The sequence below is a fragment of the Halanaerobium sehlinense genome (genome assembly GCF_055379485.1).
This window is the reverse complement of the sequence record NZ_AP042442.1, coordinates 160,263-182,921: the sequence shown is the minus strand read 5'-3', so window position 1 is coordinate 182,921 and position 22,659 is coordinate 160,263. Positions and strand designations below refer to the sequence as shown.

Annotated in this window: 25 protein-coding genes; all 25 read right to left on the bottom strand. The window is 36.2% G+C overall.

The window, feature by feature from the left end; genetic code table 11:
* Positions 1 to 1,908: a SpoIVB peptidase S55 domain-containing protein gene (locus tag ACZ446_RS00900; RefSeq protein ID WP_464393288.1), complete on the bottom strand. Its 1,908-nt coding sequence runs from the start codon at positions 1,906 to 1,908 to the stop codon at positions 1 to 3.
* Between the two features lie 23 nt (positions 1,909 to 1,931).
* Positions 1,932 to 2,966: a rod shape-determining protein MreB gene (mreB, locus tag ACZ446_RS00895; protein WP_464393287.1), complete on the bottom strand. Its 1,035-nt coding sequence runs from the start codon at positions 2,964 to 2,966 to the stop codon at positions 1,932 to 1,934.
* Positions 2,967 to 2,988: 22 nt separating this feature from the next.
* Entirely contained in the window at positions 2,989 to 4,272 is a 1,284-nt protein-coding gene (locus tag ACZ446_RS00890) for a cation:proton antiporter (RefSeq protein WP_464393286.1), read from the bottom strand.
* Positions 4,273 to 4,347: 75 nt separating this feature from the next.
* Positions 4,348 to 5,631: a cation:proton antiporter gene (locus tag ACZ446_RS00885; RefSeq protein WP_464393285.1), complete on the bottom strand. Its 1,284-nt coding sequence runs from the start codon at positions 5,629 to 5,631 to the stop codon at positions 4,348 to 4,350.
* 78 nt (positions 5,632 to 5,709) lie between these two features.
* A complete protein-coding gene (locus ACZ446_RS00880) occupies positions 5,710 to 6,171 on the bottom strand; it encodes a CBS domain-containing protein (RefSeq protein WP_464393284.1) in 462 nt (153 codons plus the stop codon).
* Positions 6,172 to 6,174: 3 nt separating this feature from the next.
* Positions 6,175 to 7,128, bottom strand: a complete 954-nt coding sequence (locus tag ACZ446_RS00875) for a 1-phosphofructokinase family hexose kinase (RefSeq protein ID WP_464393283.1) — start codon at positions 7,126 to 7,128, stop codon at positions 6,175 to 6,177.
* 82 nt (positions 7,129 to 7,210) lie between these two features.
* On the bottom strand, positions 7,211 to 8,461 hold the full coding sequence (locus tag ACZ446_RS00870) for a UDP-N-acetylglucosamine 1-carboxyvinyltransferase (protein WP_464393282.1): 1,251 nt from the start codon (positions 8,459 to 8,461) through the stop codon (positions 7,211 to 7,213).
* An 82-nt stretch (positions 8,462 to 8,543) separates the two neighbouring features.
* Positions 8,544 to 9,107: a YueI family protein gene (locus ACZ446_RS00865; protein WP_464393281.1), complete on the bottom strand. Its 564-nt coding sequence runs from the start codon at positions 9,105 to 9,107 to the stop codon at positions 8,544 to 8,546.
* A 246-nt stretch (positions 9,108 to 9,353) separates the two neighbouring features.
* Entirely contained in the window at positions 9,354 to 9,785 is a 432-nt protein-coding gene (locus tag ACZ446_RS00860) for a F0F1 ATP synthase subunit epsilon (RefSeq protein WP_464393280.1), read from the bottom strand.
* Positions 9,786 to 9,788: 3 nt separating this feature from the next.
* Positions 9,789 to 11,201, bottom strand: coding sequence for a F0F1 ATP synthase subunit beta (gene atpD / locus ACZ446_RS00855; protein ID WP_464393279.1), 1,413 nt, complete (start codon positions 11,199 to 11,201; stop codon positions 9,789 to 9,791).
* 23 nt (positions 11,202 to 11,224) lie between these two features.
* Positions 11,225 to 12,142 carry an ATP synthase F1 subunit gamma gene (gene atpG, locus ACZ446_RS00850; RefSeq protein WP_464393278.1) on the bottom strand — a complete coding sequence of 306 codons (918 nt, stop codon included), beginning with the start codon at positions 12,140 to 12,142 and terminating at the stop codon, positions 11,225 to 11,227.
* 2 nt (positions 12,143 to 12,144) lie between these two features.
* Entirely contained in the window at positions 12,145 to 13,743 is a 1,599-nt protein-coding gene (gene atpA / locus ACZ446_RS00845; protein WP_464393277.1) for a F0F1 ATP synthase subunit alpha, read from the bottom strand.
* 1 nt (position 13,744) lies between these two features.
* A complete protein-coding gene (gene atpH / locus ACZ446_RS00840; RefSeq protein ID WP_464393276.1) occupies positions 13,745 to 14,305 on the bottom strand; it encodes an ATP synthase F1 subunit delta in 561 nt (186 codons plus the stop codon).
* Positions 14,302 to 14,802 (bottom strand): F0F1 ATP synthase subunit B, encoded by a 501-nt coding sequence (gene atpF / locus ACZ446_RS00835; RefSeq protein ID WP_464393275.1) that lies wholly within the window; start codon positions 14,800 to 14,802, stop codon positions 14,302 to 14,304. The genes atpH and atpF overlap by 4 nt, the downstream gene beginning before the upstream one ends.
* Before the next feature lie 116 nt (positions 14,803 to 14,918).
* The gene (gene atpE / locus ACZ446_RS00830; protein WP_076544182.1) at positions 14,919 to 15,176 is read right to left on the bottom strand and encodes an ATP synthase F0 subunit C; all 258 of its coding nucleotides are present in this window, start codon (positions 15,174 to 15,176) and stop codon (positions 14,919 to 14,921) included.
* Between the two features lie 38 nt (positions 15,177 to 15,214).
* Positions 15,215 to 15,622 carry an ATP synthase subunit I gene (locus ACZ446_RS00825; protein ID WP_464393274.1) on the bottom strand — a complete coding sequence of 136 codons (408 nt, stop codon included), beginning with the start codon at positions 15,620 to 15,622 and terminating at the stop codon, positions 15,215 to 15,217.
* Positions 15,623 to 15,707: 85 nt separating this feature from the next.
* Positions 15,708 to 15,965, bottom strand: a complete 258-nt coding sequence (gene atpE, locus ACZ446_RS00820) for an ATP synthase F0 subunit C (protein WP_464393273.1) — start codon at positions 15,963 to 15,965, stop codon at positions 15,708 to 15,710.
* Positions 15,966 to 15,986: 21 nt separating this feature from the next.
* Positions 15,987 to 16,646 (bottom strand): F0F1 ATP synthase subunit A, encoded by a 660-nt coding sequence (atpB, locus tag ACZ446_RS00815; protein WP_464393272.1) that lies wholly within the window; start codon positions 16,644 to 16,646, stop codon positions 15,987 to 15,989.
* A 93-nt stretch (positions 16,647 to 16,739) separates the two neighbouring features.
* On the bottom strand, positions 16,740 to 16,964 hold the full coding sequence (locus ACZ446_RS00810; RefSeq protein ID WP_464393271.1) for an AtpZ/AtpI family protein: 225 nt from the start codon (positions 16,962 to 16,964) through the stop codon (positions 16,740 to 16,742).
* 229 nt (positions 16,965 to 17,193) lie between these two features.
* Complete coding sequence (locus ACZ446_RS00805) at positions 17,194 to 18,234, bottom strand: glycosyltransferase family 4 protein (protein WP_464393270.1); 1,041 nt, start codon at positions 18,232 to 18,234, stop codon at positions 17,194 to 17,196.
* Positions 18,235 to 18,357: 123 nt separating this feature from the next.
* Entirely contained in the window at positions 18,358 to 19,005 is a 648-nt protein-coding gene (gene upp / locus ACZ446_RS00800; protein ID WP_464393269.1) for a uracil phosphoribosyltransferase, read from the bottom strand.
* Between the two features lie 25 nt (positions 19,006 to 19,030).
* Positions 19,031 to 19,471, bottom strand: a complete 441-nt coding sequence (locus tag ACZ446_RS00795; RefSeq protein ID WP_464393268.1) for an arsenate reductase/protein-tyrosine-phosphatase family protein — start codon at positions 19,469 to 19,471, stop codon at positions 19,031 to 19,033.
* A 43-nt stretch (positions 19,472 to 19,514) separates the two neighbouring features.
* Positions 19,515 to 20,648, bottom strand: coding sequence for an L-threonylcarbamoyladenylate synthase (locus tag ACZ446_RS00790; RefSeq protein ID WP_464393267.1), 1,134 nt, complete (start codon positions 20,646 to 20,648; stop codon positions 19,515 to 19,517).
* A gap of 49 nt (positions 20,649 to 20,697) precedes the next feature.
* On the bottom strand, positions 20,698 to 21,558 hold the full coding sequence (gene prmC / locus ACZ446_RS00785; RefSeq protein ID WP_464393266.1) for a peptide chain release factor N(5)-glutamine methyltransferase: 861 nt from the start codon (positions 21,556 to 21,558) through the stop codon (positions 20,698 to 20,700).
* A 1-nt stretch (position 21,559) separates the two neighbouring features.
* On the bottom strand, positions 21,560 to 22,642 hold the full coding sequence (gene prfA / locus ACZ446_RS00780) for a peptide chain release factor 1 (protein ID WP_464393265.1): 1,083 nt from the start codon (positions 22,640 to 22,642) through the stop codon (positions 21,560 to 21,562).
* Between the last annotated feature and the right edge of the window lie 17 nt (positions 22,643 to 22,659).

Here is a 22,659-nt window from a genome sequence, read left to right as displayed (position 1 = left end):
TTAATGTTCTTCTGTTTGGCCTTCAGCTTCAAATGAGCCATTTTCTGGCTGTTCAGATTCTGAAAGTTCAGGTTCTGAATCGGAAGCGGTCTCTGCTTCAGCCGAGCTGAGAATTTCTAAATCAAGATTTAAGCTTCCTTCCAAAACATAGTCAGTTGCAAAAGTCTCTTTAATTTCATCTTCGGCTGCAGGAAACTCCTGCTTGCTCTTATTATCAGAATCCTGCTCCGTTGATTCTTTTCCCTGAGCCTGCTCAGCTGTATTTTTAGCAGGTGGTTCCGGACTGCTTTCCTGATAAACAGGTGCTGCATAAGAAGGGTAAAGCTGTAAAATTAGATCATTGTTATCCGGTGAATCAAGGTAGGCATTTAAAATTGATTCAAAACTTTTATGACCAGATATTTCAGCTTCATTTAAGCCTCCCTGACTCTGCATCGGAACAGCATCTTCCGGCCTTACTGTTTCTCCGGTATAACCACCATCAATGAATAGGGTTGCTATTCCAGGCTCTACATCTTCCGGAACTTTCATTTTTAATGTTTTAGTTTCAGTCCCATTTCGATATCGATGAAGGGTTACCTCTACTTCTAATTCGTCACCAGGATAAATTTCCTCATTTAAAACCTTTGCTTCCTGAATTAAAGCAACACTATCTTTTTTCTCAAAATCTAATTCTAAACGGATATCAATCAAATTAATTTCTTTAAATGGATTTGTCAATATCAAATCCAGAAGCTGTGAAAAATCGTAAAGTGCAGTACTGCCTATATCATTCTGACTGTAGTACATATTGCTTGATTCTATCTGAAGCTGCGGCAGCCCTCTTCCCATAATCTTAACTCTCGATTCGGCCGAACCAGGACCAATCCTATCGAGCGCCGAGTCAACCGCCTGCAGAGCAGCACTATTAGAAAGTGATGAAAACAAGTATTCATCATTAATAATCTGCAAGCTGACTTCCTTAAGCAGCTCTCCGTTTTCAGAAATAGAGATATAAAGTGGGGTAATACGCGGATAACTATTCATCCTCCCGGCAATTCCTGCTCCTCTATCCTGAGTTACTGATCCCAATAACCTGTGATAAGGTGAACCTAATTTAAAAGGCTGCTCTGAGCTTGGTATTACAGCACTAATATTAGCTCTGCTCAAAAGATAATTGACATTACCTCGGTTTGTAAAAGGGTGACCAAAGGCTAAAAATTTGCCCTGATCAACATAAGTTAAGGTGCCAATAGAAGCAACACTTATATCACCTCGAACCAGCTGAACTGCAATTGCTTCACCTGGTTTGGGCTCCCGATAACTTTTGTCCGCTTCTTTGATTCCGGAAGATGGTACAACTTCTAAGTTAAGCTCTGATAAAGTTTTCTCTAATCTAGACAAAGCTCGACCTTTAATTCCACTAACCATGATTGGGCTTGAGCTTCTAATTAGATTTTCATTGGGAGCAAATTCATCAATATCAACTTCTAGATCACTAAGGTTATTGTCTTCAGCCTCTGGATCATTTTTTTCTAAAAGTTCAAGCATTCTTTCAATCGGAGTTACCAGGCCATAGCGGTGACTGCTGTTATTCCAACCATAACCAATCGCTCCAATCAATTTGTCTTCAATATAAATTGGACTGCCGCTCATACCGGCAGCAATACCACCAAATTCTTCTACTTTTTCACCTGTTAATTTAATTAAAATCAGATCTTCATCCAGACTGCGGTTATCCAGTACATCAATAATTTCAATTTCAAACTCTTCTATTTCATTGCCAGAAAAAACAGTTTTTCCATAACCTGTCATCCCTGCTTTTACTTCATCTAATGGCATAATGTCTTCGGCAGCAAGTACTGGGATATTTATTAAAACTAGTACTACTAAAATGTATAATGAAATTCTTCTTATATTTTTACTCAACTCTAATCACTCTCCAGTAACTTTTAGGAAAAAATGCCTTGATTGCCTGTGCTTAAAACATTTGAAATTTTATCTAATTCATTTAAAGCCTGACCCGTGCCTTCTGCAACACAGGTTAAAGGATCATCACTAACAAAAACTCCAACTTCTGTCTGGTTTTTGATAAAACTTTCAATCCCCTTCAGTAAGGAGCCTCCACCTGTTAAAATAATACCTTTTTCAACAATATCAGCTGAAAGTTCTGGTGGAGTTTGCTCAAGCACCCTACGGGCAGCCTGGGCAATATTATCCAGAAGTTCCTTAAAAGCTTTAGTTGTTTCTGCAGCTGATAATTCGATATGTCTTGGTAAACCGGTCATTAAATCTCTACCCTTTACTTCATAGGTGGCAGAGTAGCCTGGATCAGCACTACCGATATTTGTTTTTATTTCTTCAGCAGTGGATTCACCAATGACCAAATTATAGTTTTCCCTAACATAGCGAACTAAAGCTTCATCAAATTTATCGCCACCAACTCTAATTGATTCGCCAACAACAATTCCACCCAAAGAAAGAACGGCAATTTCAGTGGTTCCACCACCAATATCAATAACCATATTCCCTTCGGCTTTTTCAATTCTAAGTCCAGCTCCAATTGCAGCCGCTACTGGTTCTTCAATCAAATAAGCTTTGCGAGCTCCTACCTGAACTGCAGCCTCCAGAACAGCTCTGCTTTCCACACCGGTAACACCAACCGGGATACAGACCATTATTTGAGGTTTGATAAACCTGCTTTTGACACCAACTTTTTTCAAAAAACTCTTAAGCATTAATTCGGCTATTTCAAAATCTGCTATAACTCCATCTTTTAGTGGGCGTACTACTTTAATGTTTGCAGGCGTCCGCCCCAACATTCTGCGTGCCTCTTCTCCGACAGCAATTACTTTGTTTGACTTGGAATCTAAAGCAACAAAGGAAGGTTCCTGCAGAACAATTCCTTTACCACTTTCGTAAATAATTACTGTTGCTGTTCCGAGGTCAATTGCAATTTTTTTGCTAAATTTATTTAAAAAGCTCAATAGATTTCTCCTTCCTTGTTATTTATTCTTCTGCTTCCCCCGACTTAATGACTGCTGCTTTAGTAAATAAAGGACCAAAAATTTCGGTTAAAGCAGCTGTTAAAATAACCATGTTGAAAATCATTAATGAAACATCTGAAACAACTGTAAATTGTTTTTGAACCGAAAAAGCAAGTGCAATAGCAACTCCTCCCTGAGGAAAAAGTCCTAAACCGATGTATTTTTTGACCACAGGAGATGCATCAGAAAAATGACCTGCCAAAACTGCACCACCATATTTGCCGATAATTCTGGCTGCTAAAAAAACAAGGGCTGTAATTAGAAAGACTGAAGATCCCATCTGAGAAAATCTAATTTCTGCACCAGCAAAAATGAAAAACATTGCGTAAAGCGGAATTGTTAAAGTATCAAGATATTCGGAAATATCAAGATTTTTTTCAGCAAAGTTTCTAATAGCAAAACCCAGTGCCAAATTAGAAATCAAAGATGAAAGACCAAAAACAAGACTGATGGCTGAACTTAAAACTACTGAAGTCAAAACTGCTACAACTTTTTTAGTCTTATCATCAACCATACTGATATAATGCTGAGTTAAATAGCCAATTCCAAGACCGATAATAATCGCTGCTGATATTTCAATTATCGGAGTTACGAGCAGTCCCAGGCTTAAGGCCTGACCTTCTCCGATAAACATCATTGCAACCGGGCTAATCAGAGCAAAAAGAATCAAAGCCAGAGTGTTATCCAGCCCCACAACTGCCATCAGTGTTGAACTCAGTGGGCCTTCCGCATTATATTCTTTTAAAACCATTATTGTAGAAGCAGGAGCTGAAGCAGCAGCAATCGCTCCTAAAAGTAAGGCCATATAAATTGGAGCTCCGATAAAATAAACTGCTGCAGCCGAAACTAAAGCTGCTCCTAGTGCTTCAAAAATTGTAATAATATATATGCTTTTACCAAGTCTTCTAAAAGTTCTAAGTGAGAGCTCACTTCCAATTGTAAAGACTATAAAAGCTAAAGCTATCTGAGTTATATAATCCAATTTGATGATTAAAAACTCATACCAGCTGTGAAATTCACTTTCCAAAAAAGGAATTAAATTCAAAATATCAGGGCTTATTACTATCCCAAATAAAACATAACCTACTACTATCGGCAGGCTGTATTTTTTCGAAAAAATTATTGCCAGCATTGCCAAAACAAGAAAGAAGGCAATTAGATAAATTGCTCTGGTCTGCAGCTCATTTGCATGAAACCAGTGCTGCAGATTTTCGAGCTCAATGGCTGCTTCTAGATTATTTTCCATTCTTACACCTCATTATAGACTATCAACCTTAAAATAAAATTAAAATAACGTAATTATTGATCTAAGATCAAATAACTACTCTACTGTACCTTCTCCTGATTGAATTACTGCATACTTTGTTAAAAGCGGACCAAAAACTTCAGTCATGGCTGCTGTAAGCAGTAAAGTATTAAAAATTAAGAGTCCAACCTGAGTATCATGTACATACTGTTTCTGAATTGAATAAGCTAAAGCAATAGCCACTCCACTCTGTGGAAGAAGTCCAAATCCGATAAACTTTTGTACCGCTTCCGGCGCTCCAGAGATTCTTGCTGCCAGGGTTGACCCCCCCACCTTACCGATGATACGCGCAGATAAATAAATAAATGCTATCAGCAGAAAACTAAGGGAACCCATCTCTGAAAATCTAATTTCTGTACCGGCAATTATAAAAAACATTGCATAAAGTGGTACTGTTAGTGTGTCCATCTCTTCTGAAATTTCCAAATTCTTTTTGGCAAAATTACGGACTGCAAAACCAACAGCCATGTTTGCTATCAATGCTGATAATCCTAAAAATATAGAAACAGCAGAAGTTAAGGTAATTGAGGTAACCATAGTTAATATTTTTCGAGTTTTTTCGTTAAATTTAATTAATAAATATTGGGTAATATAACCTAAAAACAGACCTAAGATTATGGAACCAAAAATTTCAATTAATGGAAGTCCGATAACCTCTGATATTTTAATTGCTCCTTCACCTTTATACTGAGAATATGCAATTGGATTAATTAAAGAAAAGATTATTAAGGCAAAGGCATCATCAAGCCCGACAACAGCCATAATTGTTGAAGTTAATGGACCTTCAGCGTTATATTCTTTCAAAACCATCACAGTTGCAGCTGGTGCAGTAGCAGAAGCGACAGACCCAAATAGAAGTGCCATATAAAGTGGGCGGCCAATCAGATATACTGCTGCAGTAACAACTATAAAAGCCGAAACAGATTCCATTATTGCAATTGAAAAAATGCTTTTCCCCAATCTTCTTATTGTCTTAATTGAAAGCTCACTACCAATTGTAAAAGCAATAAAAGCCAGAGCAATATTTGTAATATAATCCAAATTGGCCAGAACAAAGGTATACATATTAGACATTTCGGAATCTACCACTGGAAAGATAGAAATAATATCTGGACTCAATAAAATACCTAAAAACACATAACCAACTACAATTGGAACTCTATACTTTTTGGCCAGCAAAACTACTAAAAATGCAAATAATAACAATAAAGAAATCAAATAAAGTTCTTTATTTGCAACATTATTTAATACCAGCCATTCTTCAACATCATGTGCAGAGAAGTTAATTAATTCGTTCATAAAATACACCCCATTTTATCCGATCATCTTATACAATTTTCAAATTTCAAAACCTGCTCAAACTAATCCCCAACCTTACTATTTAGAATGATTTTCAGCTTCATCTAATAAATAATGCAGCAGATTAGATCTTTCAATAAAACCGCGCAAAAACCCCTCATCATTAATAACAAAAAGTAATGACTCTTTATTATTGAGCATAATATCAGCAATTTTTTTCATATCGCTATTTTCTTTAACTGCATCACGGTTGCGGGCCATGTATTTTTCAACATTTTCATCCTTAACATACTTTAGGTTTTCTACTGCTTCATTCACCTCATAAAACAGCCGGCTGCTGTCTAAAAAGCCAAAGCTCTCAGGAATTATGTTCTTAAGAATGTTGTTACTATAAATAGTTCCCATAAGCTGATTTTGATGGTCAACTACCGGTAATACAGACTGTTCTGATCTATACATCAAAATTATCGCTTTGCGAATACTGTCATCTGGAGTAACTGAATTCATCGTTCTAATCATATAATCTTTTACTAAACTCAACTTCTACACCTCCAGTTTTTGAACTTCTAATCTTTCCAAACAGCAATTATAATCTTTACTTTCATTTAAATAAACTTCTTTATTTTCTGCTATCCAAAGGGCAGCAGCTCCCCCTCTTAAATTAGCTTCAATAAAATCAAAATCCTCTGTTTTAAAAGCATAATCTAAATAGGCAGTATTATAAGCATCACTTGCTCCCAACCAGTTGATAATGCAGTATCCTTTTGGTGAAAGCTGATAAACATCACCATTTTTATCAAAGAGTATGCGGTCACAGTGAAAAGGAATCATAACTCTTTTAGCACCCATTTCCTGCATCTTTTTTCCTGCTTTAATGTAATCCTCTTTATCATTCATCTCCATATCTAAAATTGTTTTATGGTGTTTGAAATATGGTGCTACAATATCAGGCTCCGCTTCTAAAGCTAATTTTAAAGCTTCACCACTTGCCTGCAGAAAAACATGTTTTCCTTTAGATTTAGCAATTTTTATTAAACGCTGGTAAATATCAAAATCTACACCTTCAGGAACGGAGCCTGAAATTAAAATGCAGTCACTTTCTGAAATTGATCTTTTGAAACGGACAATCAGCTCATCAACCTCTTCTTTTTCAACTTCAAAAGTATAATCATTGTACTGAGTATATGTTGCAGGATCTTTACCAATTATTTTTACATTATTTCTAATTTCACTTTCAGTATAAATATAATTACTTATAATATCATGTTTTTGAACCATTTTTTCAAAAAACAAACCCTGCTTGCCACCTACAAAACCAATATTTTGCACATCACTATAACCTAGTTCTTTAAAATTAATTGCACTAATTAAGCCTTTACCACCCGGATAAACTTTTAAATCTTCTTCCTTATAAATAAACTGGTTTTTCATAACCTCATTTTTTTCAACAAAGTACTCACGATCAATTGCCGGGTTTAAAGTTACCGTTGTAATCATTTTATTCACCACCTTATTTTATTAAAAAGCTAAAATCAGTTTCAAAACAGAAAACCGCTGAAATATCAGCGGCAGGTTTTATTTACTCAGATACTTTATTTATTGAAGCTCCAACTCTTTGAAGCTTCTTTTCAATATTTTCATAACCGCGTTCTACATGGTAGATATCTTTAACTTCTGTTTGACCTTCAGCAGCCAATCCGGCCAGAATAAGTGCAGCTCCTGCCCTCAAATCTGTAGCTCTTACTTCAGCACCGGTTAGGCGACCAGGTTTGACGAGAGCACTGTGGCCATCAATCTTGATATCGGCTCCCATTCTTTTCAATTCATCTACATGCATAAAACGATTTTCCCAAACTGTTTCAATAATTAAGCTTGTTTCATCAGCTTGAGTTAAAAGTGCCATCATTTGAGATTGCATATCTGTTGGGAAACCAGGATAGGGCAGAGTTTTAACATCAACAGCTTTTAGTTTTCCGTCTGCTTTAACTTTAACCCCGGCTATATCCTCTTCAACAATAATTCCCATCTCATGCATTTTTGCAATCAGCGGTTTAACATGTTCAGTTAAAACATTACGAACATAAACATCTCCACCTGTGATAGCAGATGCAATCATATATGTACCTGCTTCAATTCTATCAGGTATAATTCGATGCTCAACTCCATGCATCTCATCTACACCTTCAATTTTAATGATATCTGTACCTACACCTTTAATATTAGCTCCCATTACAGTTAGGAAGTTGGCTAAATCTACAATCTCTGGTTCACGAGCTGCATTTTCAATTATTGTTTTACCATCAGCTCGACTGGCAGCAATCATAATATTAATAGTTGCTCCAACACTTGGATAATCCAGATATATTTCTGCACCAGTTAAATTATCAGCTTTAACATCTACAACTCCATGGTCAAGATTAACCTCTGCTCCTAAAGCTCTAAATCCTTTTAGGTGAAGGTCAATTGGGCGGTTGCCGATGTTACAGCCTCCAGGCAGAGTTGTTCTTGCATGTCCTTCTTTAGCAAGCATTACTCCTAAAATATAATATGAAGCTCTTAATTTTCTAGCAAGTTCATGATCAGCTTCTGTTTTAGAAACTAATTTAGGATCAATTTCTATCCGATTTTTATCTCTTATTACTTTTGCACCCATATCTTCAATTATACTACATAAATTTGTTACATCTCTAAGTCTTGGGATATCTTCTAGTACTACTTCAGAATCAGCAAGTAGTGATGCAGCTATGATTGGTAATGCTGCATTTTTAGCTCCCCCAACTTTAATTTCTCCTTTAAGTGGATTCAAACCTTGAATTATATACTTGTCCACCTCTAAAAGCCCCTTTCTAGAATTACGCCTTTAAAGGCCGCGTCAGTCTTACCTTATCAACTGTTCATTTCATAAATAACAGTTATTTTTTTCTGCAGCCTATACAGCTTGTACCAGTTATTTTATCTAAAATGCCGGCTTTTTTATAATTGATTTTTTCTTCCGGCGCTTTTTCCATTAATTCATTCCAACAATCACTGCAGAGCAAAGAGCCTGCATTCTCTATAATGTTATCAGATAAGCCCTTTTTTTGCAACTTTTCTTCTCGCTCTGGAATTGCACCAAATTGCTGAGATACTGCTTTTTTCCCAACTACTGCCAGAGCTACATTTCCACGGAATTCAGGAGAGTTTTTTCTATTAAATCTTACGCCCTCCTGGCGGGCCCATTTTATATAATTTGAGATATCTTTTTTATCAATATCACCTCGAATAATAAGTTTGGCTGCTTCCTTATTTTTTAAGGCTTCTTTCACCTCAGGGTATAATGCTTTTTCTTCAACCTGGCTTTCTGTTAAATAGGTAATTACTCTTTCTTCATATTCACCCAAAAATCTATTTTTTTCATCTTTTTTAATTTCTTTCGAACCAAATGCACCCTCACGGGCAGTTTTTTCAAGTTTGCTTTCTCCATTATTATTTATCATAAATACTACCCTCCTTATAATATTTTAACATTTTAAGCTCGAGATGTACACCTATGTGTACTTATGTACATATCTGTACACGCACCGTGAACCTGTCATTTTATGTCGAAAAAAACAGATGGCTCCAATATACAAAAAAAGGCCCCATATTCTGGGACCTTTCTTGATATTTATAATATTTTTTTCAACATAATTAAACATAAACCGAGTGGTTCACGGTGCGTGTACATAAATGAACATTTTTAGTTATAAACGATCATAACCGTGGTCATGGTGACCGGCAGCCTTAAGGCGGGCTAATGCTCGATCATAAGAAGCTTCTGCTCGGGCAAAATCAACATTGTCCTTACCTTTTTCCATTTTCTTTTCTGCCCTTTCCTTAGCTGCTTCAGCACGATCAACATCAATCTGTTCAGGTAGTTCAGCAGTTCGAACAACTAAATTAACCTGATCAGGCTGGACCTCCATAAAACCTTCGCTAATGGCAATCTGAATATCTTCCCCATCTTTAACGACTCTCACAACTCCAATTTTCATTGCAGTTACTAGAGGTGCGTGTCTGGGCCAGATACCAATCAAACCATCAATTGCAGGTGCTTCTAATTTATCTATTTGTTCACTATAAACTAATTTTTCTGGTGTTACTACATCAAGCTGAATTTTTGGTGCAGCAGCCATTGGCTACTCACCTTCTTCCAGCTGTTTAGCTTTTTCTATTGCGTCTTCGATTGTTCCTACCATATAGAAAGCTTCCTCAGGTAGATCATCATAACGCCCTTCTAAGATACCCTTGAAGCCGCGAATTGTGTCATCCAGTTCAACATATTGACCTGGAGTTCCTGTAAACTGCTCAGCAACAAAGAATGGCTGAGATAAGAAACGCTCAATTCTACGGGCTCTATTTACAACAATCTTATCCTCTTCAGATAATTCATCCATACCTAAAATCGCGATAATATCCTGTAAATCTTTGTATTCCTGCAGAACCTCCTGTACCTCACGTGCAACCTGATAGTGTTCTTCCCCAATAATTCTTGGATCAAGAATATTAGAAGATGAGTCCAGTGGATCAACAGCAGGATAAATACCCTTTTCCACAATATCTCTGGAAAGTACTGTTGTAGCATCTAAGTGAGCAAATGTGGTTGCAGGTGCAGGGTCAGTCAGGTCATCTGCAGGTACATATACTGCCTGTACAGATGTGATTGAACCTTTTTTAGTTGAAGTAATCCTTTCCTGCAGAGAACCAACATCATAAGCCAGTGTTGGCTGATAACCTACCGCCGAAGGCATTCTACCTAAAAGTGCAGATACCTCAGAACCAGCCTGAATGAAACGGAAAATATTATCAATAAACAATAATACATCCTGACCAGCTTCATCACGGAAATACTCAGCCATAGTCAGACCTGTTAAACCAACACGCATTCTAGCTCCTGGCGGCTCGTTCATCTGACCAAAAACCATAGCAACCTTATCTAAAATACCAGCTTCCTGGAATTCCAGCCAGAGGTCATTACCCTCTCTTGTTCTTTCTCCTACACCGGAGAATACAGAATATCCACCGTGCTCTGTTGCTATATTATTAATTAATTCCTGGATAAGTACTGTTTTTCCAACTCCAGCACCACCAAATAATCCTACCTTACCACCACGTGTATATGGTGCTAAAAGGTCAATTACTTTAATTCCAGTTTCAAAAAGTTCTGTTGTAGATTCCTGTTCTTCAAATTTAGGTGCAGGTCGGTGAATAGGCATTCTCTCATCTGTTTCTACCTCACCCCTGTTATCAATTGTGTCACCTAAAACATTGAAAACTCTTCCCAATACAGCTTCACCTACAGGTGTACTGATTGGTGCTCCTGTATCTACAGCTTCCATTCCTCTTACTAATCCATCGGTTGAGGACATAGCAACAGAACGGACTCGATCATCACCGAGCTGCTGCATTACTTCACAGGTTAAATTTATATCTTTTTCTTCATTTTCTATTTTAACAGCATATTTAACTTTTGGTAAACTTCCATCCGGAAATTCTACATCGACTACCGGACCAATAACCTGAACTACTCTACCTATGTTCTGGTCACTCACACAAATTCCTCCTTTATAAAACTTTATTTAAGTGCCTCTGCTCCACCAACAATTTCAGTTATTTCTTTGGTGATTTCTGCCTGACGAGCTCTATTATATTTCAAGGTCAATTTATCTATCATTTCGTTTGCATTATCTGTTGCTGAATCCATTGCTGTCATTCTAGCTCCAAATTCACTAGCTTTTGATTCTAGAAGAGCCGAATAAATAACATTAATTAAATATTGTGGTAAAATATTATCAAAAACTTCAGCTGGTGAAGGTTCAAATATGTAATCCACATATTTTTTTGATTTTGTTTCTTCACCTTCATTTTCAGCATCTGTTTTTTCTTCTTCAAGCTCAGATTCTGCCTCAGCTTCAGCTTCACTAAATTTCTCCACTGGTAAAAGCTGCATAGTTTTTACTGTCTGGCTGATAGCAGAATTAAAGTGTGTATAAATCATTGACACTTTATTTACGTCTTCAGCCTCAAAATGATGAATAATCTCATCAGCAAGATTGTTGGCAAAACCATAACCAGGATAATCATCCAGCTGGACATATTCGGCCATAATATCTACCCCACGGCGGCGAAAATAATCGCGCGCCTTACGACCCAATACCATTAGAGAAACTTCTTCTTCCGTTTCCGCTATTTCTTCAGCTATATCGATCACCTTATGGTTATAGGATCCACAAAGACCTCTATCACCTGTAATAACAATTACTAAATGCCTGCCGCCTTCTCTCTCTGCTAAAAGAGGATGAGATGCTTCTTTGGTTCTTGTAAAAACACCTCGTAAAACCTCTACTGTTTTGTTGAAAAAAGGTCTGGCATCTTCTGCTCTATCCTGAGCATTTTTCAACTTAGCGGCAGCAACCATTTTCATGGCTCTGGTAATCTTTTGAGTGTTTTTAACACTCCCTATCCGCCGCTGAATATCTCGCATATTCTGCATTGTTATTTCACCTCAGCTTCCTCTGCTTCGGTATCAGACCCATTAGAATCAGCAGATTCTTCAGTGTCCATATCTACAATAGTATTTTTTTGAACCTGGAAGATATCTTTAAACTCATTTACCATATCATCTAATTTTTCTCTAAGTTCATCAGATAATTTTCCACTTTCTACAATCTCTTCTTTTACTTCAGCATAGTTGCTGTCAACAAAGTTAAGATATTCTTCTTCGAAACGCTGTAGATTATCAACTGGAAGATCATCTAAATGACCATTAGTTACAGTATAAATTATAATAACCTGTTCTGCGACCGGCATTGGTGAATACTGATTCTGCTTTAGAATCTCTACAATTCTTTCACCACGTGCCAATTTCTGCTGAGTTGATTTATCAAGGTCAGATCCAAACTGAGAAAAAGCCTCGAGTTCACGATACTGAGATAAATCAAGACGCAGAGTACCAGCAACATCTTTCATAGCTTTAATCTGAGCATTACCACCAACACGAGATACAGAAATACCTACGTTAACAGCAGGTCTTACACCAGAGTTGAAAAGTTCACTCTCCAGATATATCTGACCATCAGTGATTGAAATTACGTTGGTAGGAATGTAAGCAGAAACGTCTCCAGCCTGAGTTTCGATAATCGGTAGAGCTGTTAAAGAACCTCCACCTAAATCATCATTCAGCTTAGCTGCACGCTCTAAAAGACGTGAGTGTAAATAGAATACATCTCCTGGATAAGCTTCACGTCCAGGTGGTCTTCTTAAAAGAAGTGACATCGAACGATAGGCTACCGCATGTTTGGAAAGATCATCATAAATAACTAAAACATCTTTATCATCTTCGTACATGAAATGCTCACCCATAGCACAACCGGCATAAGGTGCAATATATCTGATTGGAGCTGGCTCACTTGCTGTAGCAGAAACTACAATAGTGTAATCCATTGCTCCCTCTTCTCTTAATCTTTCTGTAAGCTGAGCTACAGTTGAGTTTTTCTGTCCAATAGCTACATAAATACAGATTACATCATTGTCTTTCTGGTTGATAATTGTATCAATACCAATTGCTGTTTTACCAGTCTGACGGTCACCGATAATTAATTCACGCTGACCTCTACCAATCGGTGTCATTGCATCAATTGATTTTAAACCAGTCTGTAAAGGAACTTCTACCGGCTGACGCTGAACAACACCAGGAGCTTCAGACTCTACAGGTCGATATGTATCACTATCAATTGAACCTTTCCCATCAAGTGGCTGTCCAAGTGGGTTTACAACTCTACCCAAAAGAGCATCTCCAACCGGAACCTCAACCACACGACCGGTACGTTTTACATCATCACCCTCTTCAATTAATGTTTCGTCACCGAGTAAAACAACCCCGATATTATCTTCTTCAAGGTTTAAAGCCATACCGAATACCTCATTTGGAAATTCCAGAAGTTCTCCGGCCATAGCATCTTTAAGACCGTAAACATGAGCGATACCATCTCCAACATCTAAAACGGTACCAACCCCTACGGATTCTAATTTTTGATCATAATTTTCTATTTCTTTTTTGATAATAGAACTTATTTCTTCAGGTCTCAGTTTCAAATTAATTCACCCCTAACTTACTTACTGGAATCGCCTGCAGTTTTTGCTTTAATGAGTTAAGTTCATTACGCAAACTGCCGTCGACAATATAATCTTCAATTTTTAGAACAATACCAGCAATGATTTCTTCATCTACATTATTTTTAATCTGAATATTATAGTCTAATAGTGAATCTAGTTTCTCTTTTAATTTATCAAGTATAGAATCATTTAATTCTATAGCTGATGTGACTTCTACATGTAATATACTTTCAGCATCATCAACAAGAGTATTAAACTCCTGTATAATAGATTCTAAAAAGAATTCTCTTCTTTTATCTATTAAAATAAAAAGAAAGTGTAAAACATCTTTATTCATCTGTTCAGCAAATAATTTTTCCAAAATGTTTTTCTTTTCTTCCGGCATAATTCTCTGGTGGAAAAGAAGCTCTTTAAGATCTTCATTTTCCAATACAAGCTGCCAGAATTCATCTAAGTTTTCTTTTAGTTCAATTAAATTATCATGATCTTTACCAAGTTCAAATAAAGCTCGGCTGTATTTAGATGCTACTTCATTTCTCATTGCAGCTCACCCAGTTTCTCTTTATCTAAATCATCTATAAAGTCCATAATCATCTGCTGATGTTTGTTCTCGTCTATCTGCTCTCGGATTAGTTTGTTAGCTGCCAGAACAGTATAGTCAGCAATGCTGTCTCTAAGCTCAGCTGCTGCTTCTTTTTTCGCCTGCTCAATTTCTTCTAATTTCTTGGCCTTTAAGTTTTCAGCTCTTTCTTCTGCTTTATTTATAATTTCTTTAGCCTTTTTATTGGCTCTAGTTTCAGCATTGTCTACAATTTCTTGTGCTTCAGTACGAGCATTTCTTAATTTCTGCTCATATTTAGCTTTTAGTTCTTCTGCTTCTTGTCTGCGGTCTTCAGCATCATCTAAATCACCATTTATCTGTGCTGCTCTTTTGTCAAGTATATTTTTGATTGGTGAGTATAAAAACTTACGCAGTAAAAATAAAAGCAGAAAAAAGTTGACTAACTGCCATAACATTGTTGTATTAATATTAACCAAGAGTACATTCACCTCCTGAAATATAATTACCCATCTTTAGGATGGGAAAATAGTCGCGAAATATAGTAAGTACTATTAAGTCAGGAGAAAACTCTCCCGACTTAATCTACTCTGTACTATATTGTAAAAATTAAAACAATGGCAATAACCAGAGAATAGATACCTGTTGACTCAGCAACAGCCTGACCTAAAAGCATTGTTGTAATAATATTACCTCTGGCCTCTGGATCTCTAGCTACAGATTCTACAGCTTTACCAGCAGCATAACCCTGACCAATACCAGGACCAATACCTGCGATCATTGCGAAACCTGCTCCTAAAAGTGCTGCTGCTCTAATAACTGTGTCAATAACTTCTGGTGAAAATTCTACCATTATAAGTTCCTCCTTTCGATATTAAAAAACAAAAAGTCTTATTTATACTCATCAAATTTGCTTTGAAAAGTATCCTTGAGTAAATCAACAATCGACATCAGTATGACTACAAATTTTATCATAAATAGTCCTACTGCTGCAGCAAGAAAGTTTATATTATCACTTCTCGCCGCACTAAAAAGCACTACAAAATACAGGGCATATTCTATAAAATATCTGTTACGGATAAATTTTTCTGCTGAATCTTCTTCCATACTCAATGCCCTAATTATGTTATTATATTTTAACCTTAAAAGAAGTGTAGCAATAACTAAACCAAAGACAAATCCCAAAGTTATATCATATTCACCAAAGAATAAAGAAGAAATTATCGGCAGAAGAGAAATCAGGTATGTAATTTTTAAGATTTCTTTCTGTAATTTCTGTGGATCATCAATGTTTTTCATTTACTGCTCCTCAATTATTATCTAATTTGTTTTTTTACTTCTTCTAAGAATTAAAAACAAAGTAAACTAATTAATAAAATAAAAGTTAAATTCCATAAATTAAAAAGATAGCAATAACCAGTGAGTAAATACCTGTTGAGGCTGAAATTACCTGACCCAATAACATTGTTGTAATAATCGGTCCTCTGGCCTCCGGCTGTCTCCTCACGGCAGATGTTGCTTTTCCTGCGGCAAAGCCCATACCTATTCCTGGACCCATACCAGCCATCATTGCAGCTCCAGCAGCAATATAAGAAACAGTTGTAATAACTGTATTAGCTACTTCAGGCGTAAATTCAATCATAATTTGCCTCCTTTCTAAATGTTAAGATTTGGCAACTGATATATAGGCAATAGAAACCATACCAAAGATTAGAGCCTGAATTGCTCCTGTGAAAACACCAAACCAGGCATGTAAAGGCACTGGTATTAAAGCAGGTGCTGCCTGATAAATTAGAGTGATTATAATTCCACCACCAACTATATTTCCAAATAGACGGAAAGAATGTGAAATTGGTTTTGCTAACTCTCCAATCACATTAATTGGAAGCAGGAAAATTACAGGTTCTGCAAATCCTTTAATGTATCCCCATACTCCATACTCCCGCATTCCTTCATACTGTACAACCAGAAAAACAACAAGAGCAAGACCAAGTGTTGTATTTAAATCACCAGTTGGGTTAGTAACCCCAGGAACGACTCCAATTAAATTTCCAACTCCAACATAAATAAAAATCGTTGAAATAAAAGGAAGAAATCTCCATCCTTCACCCGGAAGCATTGGCTCAATCTGCTTATAAATCAGTTCTATCATAAATTCTGCTATATTTTGTTTTCCATTGGGGCGAATAGTTAAACTGGAAGTTAAATATTTAGCTCCAATCAAAATTATTATAACAGAGATCCAGCCAACAATTAGAGTATCAGTTACTGGAAATAATTCATTGCCAAACAAATAAAATTGTATCTGTGGACCTGGATTCAAAATATTTCCTCCTCTCTTAAGATAATTTGAAAATTAAAATCAATAGATCTTAAATCAACAATATAAATAAATGAAATAATCAGAAAATAAACTTTATTTATCATCAAAAGTTGAGATCAATAATTTATAAACAGAATAAAAGCCAGCTGCCAGACCAATAATTAAACCACTTAATTTAAAAAAAAGATTAAAATTAAAAATATTGTCAATTAAATAACCCATACCAAAACCAATTCCGGCAGCAGAAACTATTAATAATCCAACTTCTGTCAGCAAAGAAAAAGCTCTCATAATCTGACGCCAATTATTTTTATCCATTTTAATCTTACCTTTTTTTAATATTTTATTATATAAAAACTAAAGTTGCAAGGAAAATTTGTGAATTTAACAACAAAGTTTTTAAAAAAGCAAAAAATTGAATACAGTATTTATTTTATATTTATAAATATTTTTAATCTGTAAAAAACAAACATAAACCAGAGTGAATTACTCTTGTAAATTCATTAAAAAGCTTGATATGGAAGCTTTTAAAGCCTATCAAAACTTTTTAACTGTCTTCCAGTGAACAGCCTTCCTGTGGAAGTTCTACAGAAAAAATACCTAATTTTTTAGCCCCAAAAATAACAATCAAAATGACAGCAATAAAAATTATTAAAGCTTGATCAAACTTGATTCCATTAATTATAAAAGCAACTGCACCTAGAATAGAGCTAATTATATAAACGGAAAGAACTGCCTGTTTTTGGTTCATACCAATAGCCAGCAACCGGTGATGAATATGACCGTGATCTGCTTCTCCGATTGGTCGATCATTAAAAACTCTTCTGACAATTGCAAATGTTGTGTCCAGAATAGGAACTGCCAGGGCCAGCATTGGCACAAAAATTGTTACTGCCGCCGCACTTTTTAAGGCTCCGGTAATCGAAACAGCTGCAATAATATAACCAACAAACATTGAACCAGTGTCTCCCATAAAAATCTCAGCCGGGTTAAAATTATATCTCAGAAAACCAAGACAGCTTCCTGCAAGCAGCACTGCCAGCATTGGAGCTATAAGCTGATTTTCCTGTAAAGCCACTGCAAAAAGAGTCAATACTGCTATTATTGAAACACCAGCAGCCAAACCATCAAGACCATCAATTAAATTGATGGTATTAATAATACTAACTATCCAAAAAACAGTAAATGGTATTGTGTAAATCCCCAGGTAAATGAAACCTCCAAAAGGATTAGTTATAAAATTAATCTTAACCCCATAAAAAATTAAAATCAAAGCACCAATTATCTGGCCGCTAAATTTTACAGGAGCTGATATCTCAAATTTATCATCCAGTAGGCCTAAAAGCAGCATAAAGCTGCCCCCAACTATAATTCCCTTAATCGTTGGATTAATCGGTATAAAAAATTTCAACGGAATCATAAAGGCAAGATAAATTGCTGTACCACCAGCTGTTGCCACAATCTTTTTATTTATTTTTCTTTCTCCAGGTTTATCAACAAAATCAAACTTATGTGCCAATTTGATTATCACTGGAGTTATTCCTAAAGCTAAAACTAAAGATACTGCAAAAGCAGCTAGATATAGCAATTCCCTCAACTCCTTTTTAAAAAGGTATTGTAATAAAATACCGGGCACTTATAAAAATAATCCATTATATATTTTTGTTAGTTAATAAGGCATATTTTTACAAGCACCCGGTATCACTAGCATTTACTTAGTTCCGTATAATCTATCGCCAGCGTCCCCAAGACCAGGAACAATGTAAGCATGATCATTTAATTTTTCATCTAAAGCAGCTGTCCAAATATCAATATCGGGATGTGCATCCTGAATCTTTTTTATTCCTTCTGGAGCAGCAACTAAAACCATCAGCTTAATGCTGCGTGGATTTCTCTCTTTAATAAACTTAATAGCTTCCATAGCAGTATTACCTGTGGCCAACATTGGATCTACTACCAGCAGATCTCTTTCTTCAATATCTGTGGGAAGCTTACAGTAATATTCAACTGCTTCTAAAGTCTCAGGATCTCTATATAGACCAATATGACCAACACGAGCAGCAGGAATTAGTTTTAAAACCCCATCCAGCATTCCCAATCCAGCTCTTAAAATTGGCACAATCCCCATTTTTTTACCAGCGATCATTTTAAACTTGCCTTTTGTAATTGGTGTTTCAATTTCCACATCTTCTAAAGGCATATCTCTTGTTACCTCATAAGCCATTAAAGTAGCAACCTCGTCAGCAAGTTCTCTAAATTCTTTGGGCCCAGTATTTTTATCCCTCATAATTGCAATTTTGTGTCTAATTAACGGATGTTCCATTACATGTAATTCACTCAAAATAATTTCTCCCTTCATATTATATTATTCTACCAAAAGAGGCTTAATCCTCCTCTATCAGTGCAGTGTTATTTAATTTTTTCAAAAGTTTTTTTAAGTTTTCTTTGATTTCATCTCTAGTTTCTCGATAAAATTCTTTAGAAAGACCAAAAGGATCCTGAATATCATTTGATTCAGATTCCAAACCACTCAATTCTTTTAGAGTGAAAATCTTGTCAGCTAAATCTGGATGTCTGAGAACCAACGCTCGGCTGTGTTTTCGGGTCATAGTAATAATCAAATCTTCTTTTTTTAATTTAATATCATCTATATTGTGAGAGCTGTGATTTGAAAGGTCAATATTAATTTCTTTCATCACAGATTTTGCCTTATCGTTAGCTTCAGCCCCTTTGACAGCTGAAATCCCTGCAGAAAGGACTTCCCACTCCTCTGCTTTAAGTTCATCATTATCTTTAATTAAATCTTTAAATAAATATTCTGCCATTGGACTCCTGCAAGTATTTCCTGTGCAAACAAATAAAATTCTTTTAATTGTCTCCACCTCCTGGCTGAGAATGTTTTTCGGCAGCTTCAGCTTTATAAATTCTATTCATAACAGCTTCAGCAATACCAGCAGAATTTAATTCCTCAATATAAATTTCAGCTATACTATCATCAGAATCAAGTTTTCTAAGTAAATAAAAAAGCTTTTGAGCCATCTCTTCCGGTTTTGCATGACTAAAAACCTTTAAAAGCTCAATTTCTTTTCCTGCAAGTTCTTCAGCATCAATTTCACTTTCTCTAGCAGTTATTATGGCAACTTTTTTTATCTCAGCTCTTTTTAACGCCTGATTTAATACAGCTTTTTTATCTGAAAAATTAAAAACAAATAATTTTTTTCTAGGAGCATAGTGGCGGTACTTCATCCCCGGTGATAATACTTTTTTATCTTTTAAATCAGAAGCCAGAATTACTTTTTCATCTAAGAATTGAGAAAGCTCTTCTCGACTTATCCCACCTGGTCTCAAAACTTTTACCTGCTCACTTCTAATATCTATTACTGTAGACTCTACTCCAACCTGACAGGGACCTCCATCCAAAATCAGTGGTATTTTTCCTTTTAAGTCATTATAAACATGGCTGGCTCGTGTTGGGCTGGGAAAACCAGATGTATTTGCACTTGGAGCTGCCAGAGCCAAATTCGATTTTTCAATCACTGCCAGAATCAATGGATGGGCCGGCATCCTAACTGCAATAGTATCTAAACCAGCTGATGTATCCAAAGGAACAATTTTATTTTTTGGAAAAATAATAGTTAGAGGACCGGGCCAAAACTCAGATATCAACATCTCAGCTTTAGCAGAAATATCATCACTCACCAAATCCTTAAGCTGCGATTTTTGTGCTATATGTACAATTAAGGGATTATCTTGAGGACGCCCCTTCGCCTGAAATATCTTTTTAACAGCCTCTGGATTTAATGCATCAGCTGCCAGACCATAAACAGTTTCTGTCGGCAGGCCCACAACTTCCCCCTGCTGCAGAAAATCTGCTGCTTCAGCAACTGTCAAATCCTGTTTTAGTTTTTCTACAAATGAAGCATCTCGAGCTAAATGCTGGATAGATCCACTCTCTAATTCAGCCTGATATTTTGTTTTTTTGATTTTAGTCTCAAATCGCATTTAATTCCACCTAATTTTTAATGCTGCAGCCATATTTTTAAAAACTAATTTACCCTTCTTTAAAACTTGCAGCTACTATCCGGTCATTTTTTGAATAATCTTTTTTGATTTCAACTTTATCCCAGCTGCTGCCAAAGAGATTCTTGACTGCTTCTGCCTGCTGGTAACCTATTTCTAAGAACAATCTACCTCCGTCTTTAAGAACCTGCTCAGATTGTGGAATCAATTTTCTATAATAATCCAGACCATCTTCTCCTGCTGCTAATGCAGTTTCTGGTTCTTTTTTCACTTCTGGCGGCAGTTCTTCCATTTCCTTTTTTGAAATATAGGGAGGGTTTGAAACTATAAGATCTATACCCGTAATTTCTCTTCTTATGAATTCTGTTAATAAATCACTTTTTAAAATGCTCATTCTTTCAGATAATCCATGCTGATCCATATTCTGGCGGGCAACTTTTAAGGCTCTAGCTGAAAGATCAACTCCAACCACTTTTGCAGACTCTAGGTAATGGGCCAAGCTGACAGCTATAGCTCCACTGCCTGTCCCGACATCAATGATCTGAGGGCTCTGAATCTCTTGCTCGCGGCAGTATTCAATCACTGCCTCAACCAGATTTTCAGTTTCAGGACGGGGGATTAAAACCCCTTCTCTCACTTTAAATTCTAAAGACATAAACTCCTTTTTTTCAGTAATATAAGCAACAGGAATTCTTTGCGCTCTTTTCTTTATTCTTTCTCTATAATTATTAATCTCATCACTTTTTAAAGGATAATCATATTTTACATAAAGATTTATTCTTTCCATATCAAGCAGATCTGCCATCAGCACCTCTGCATCAAGACGAGAACTTTCAATACCTTTTGCAGCCAGAAACTGATCACTGCGGTTAAGAAGTTCTTTGATATTCATTTTAGATCTTCTCCAATCTCTTGATATTATCCTCCTCAATTAAAGCTTCAACAACCTGATCAAGATCACCATCTAAAATCTTATCAAGCTGGTGGATAGTTAAATTAATTCTGTGATCACTAACTCTTCCCTGAGGAAAGTTATAAGTTCTAATTTTTTCACTGCGGTCACCTGTACCAACCTGAGACTTTCTGGCCTCTGCTCGCTCCTGTTGTTTTTCCTGCTCTTTTTTCTCCTGCAGACGTGCTCTTAAAATGCGCATCGCCTTTGCCTTGTTTTTATGCTGAGATTTTTCGTCCTGACAGGAAACAGTAAGACCAGTTGGTTTATGAGTAATTCTGATTGCTGAATCAGTAGTATTTACACTCTGGCCACCTGGACCACTGGAGCGGAAAGTATCTATTGTTAAGTCATTAGTATTAATTTCTACGTCGACTTCTTCAGCCTCTGGTAAAACAGCTACAGTTGCGGTTGAGGTATGAATTCTACCGCTGGATTCAGTTGAGGGAACACGCTGGACGCGGTGAACTCCACTTTCGTACTTTAAATATTTGAAAATATCTGTACCTTCAATGGTAAAGATAATTTCTTTAAAACCACCAGTTCCAGACTCATTGGCACTCATGACTTCTACCTTCCAACCCCGGCTTTCTGCATAGCGGGTATACATTCTATATAAATCTGCAGCAAAAAGTGCAGCTTCATCACCACCTGCTCCAGCTCTAATTTCCACAATAACGTTTTTCTCATCATTGGGATCATCAGGCAGCAGCATAATAGGCAGTCTTTCCTGCAATTTTTCTTTTTTAGGCTTCAATTCTGCAATTTCTTCTTCAAATAAAGCCTGCATTTCTGGATCGTCATCAAGCTCCATCATTTCTTCTGCTTCTTCAATTCCTTCTTTTGCTTCTTTGTATTCCTTGTACTTATCTACAATCTTTTTCAATTTAGCGTGTTTTTTTAGTAATTTTTGATATTTATCACTATCATTAATTACTTCTGGATCACTCAGCTTAGAATTGAGTTTTTTATAATTATCAACTAATTTATCCAGTTTTTCTTCTAAATCATTTAAATCAAACATTTATATTTCACCTCATA

Bases quoted from the DNA above. Each gene is read 5' to 3' on its own strand.
- atpH (WP_464393276.1), bottom strand. From the start codon at position 14,305: ATGAGAAATGAAGTAGCATCTAAATACAGCCGAGCTTTATTTGAACTT.
- ACZ446_RS00875 (WP_464393283.1), bottom strand. From the start codon at position 7,128: ATGATTACAACGGTAACTTTAAACCCGGCAATTGATCGTGAGTACTTT.
- prfA (WP_464393265.1), bottom strand. From the start codon at position 22,642: ATGTTTGATTTAAATGATTTAGAAGAAAAACTGGATAAATTAGTTGAT.
- ACZ446_RS00885 (WP_464393285.1), bottom strand. From the start codon at position 5,631: ATGAACGAATTAATTAACTTCTCTGCACATGATGTTGAAGAATGGCTG.
- ACZ446_RS00865 (WP_464393281.1), bottom strand. From the start codon at position 9,107: ATGATAAATAATAATGGAGAAAGCAAACTTGAAAAAACTGCCCGTGAG.
- ACZ446_RS00860 (WP_464393280.1), bottom strand. From the start codon at position 9,785: ATGGCTGCTGCACCAAAAATTCAGCTTGATGTAGTAACACCAGAAAAA.
- upp (WP_464393269.1), bottom strand. From the start codon at position 19,005: ATGAAGGGAGAAATTATTTTGAGTGAATTACATGTAATGGAACATCCG.
- ACZ446_RS00790 (WP_464393267.1), bottom strand. From the start codon at position 20,648: ATGCGATTTGAGACTAAAATCAAAAAAACAAAATATCAGGCTGAATTA.
- atpG (WP_464393278.1), bottom strand. From the start codon at position 12,142: ATGCAGAATATGCGAGATATTCAGCGGCGGATAGGGAGTGTTAAAAAC.
- atpE (WP_464393273.1), bottom strand. From the start codon at position 15,965: ATGATTGAATTTACGCCTGAAGTAGCTAATACAGTTATTACAACTGTT.
- atpE (WP_076544182.1), bottom strand. From the start codon at position 15,176: ATGGTAGAATTTTCACCAGAAGTTATTGACACAGTTATTAGAGCAGCA.
- ACZ446_RS00825 (WP_464393274.1), bottom strand. From the start codon at position 15,622: ATGAAAAACATTGATGATCCACAGAAATTACAGAAAGAAATCTTAAAA.
- ACZ446_RS00795 (WP_464393268.1), bottom strand. From the start codon at position 19,471: ATGGCAGAATATTTATTTAAAGATTTAATTAAAGATAATGATGAACTT.
- ACZ446_RS00810 (WP_464393271.1), bottom strand. From the start codon at position 16,964: ATGGATAAAAATAATTGGCGTCAGATTATGAGAGCTTTTTCTTTGCTG.
- prmC (WP_464393266.1), bottom strand. From the start codon at position 21,558: ATGAATATCAAAGAACTTCTTAACCGCAGTGATCAGTTTCTGGCTGCA.
- ACZ446_RS00890 (WP_464393286.1), bottom strand. From the start codon at position 4,272: ATGGAAAATAATCTAGAAGCAGCCATTGAGCTCGAAAATCTGCAGCAC.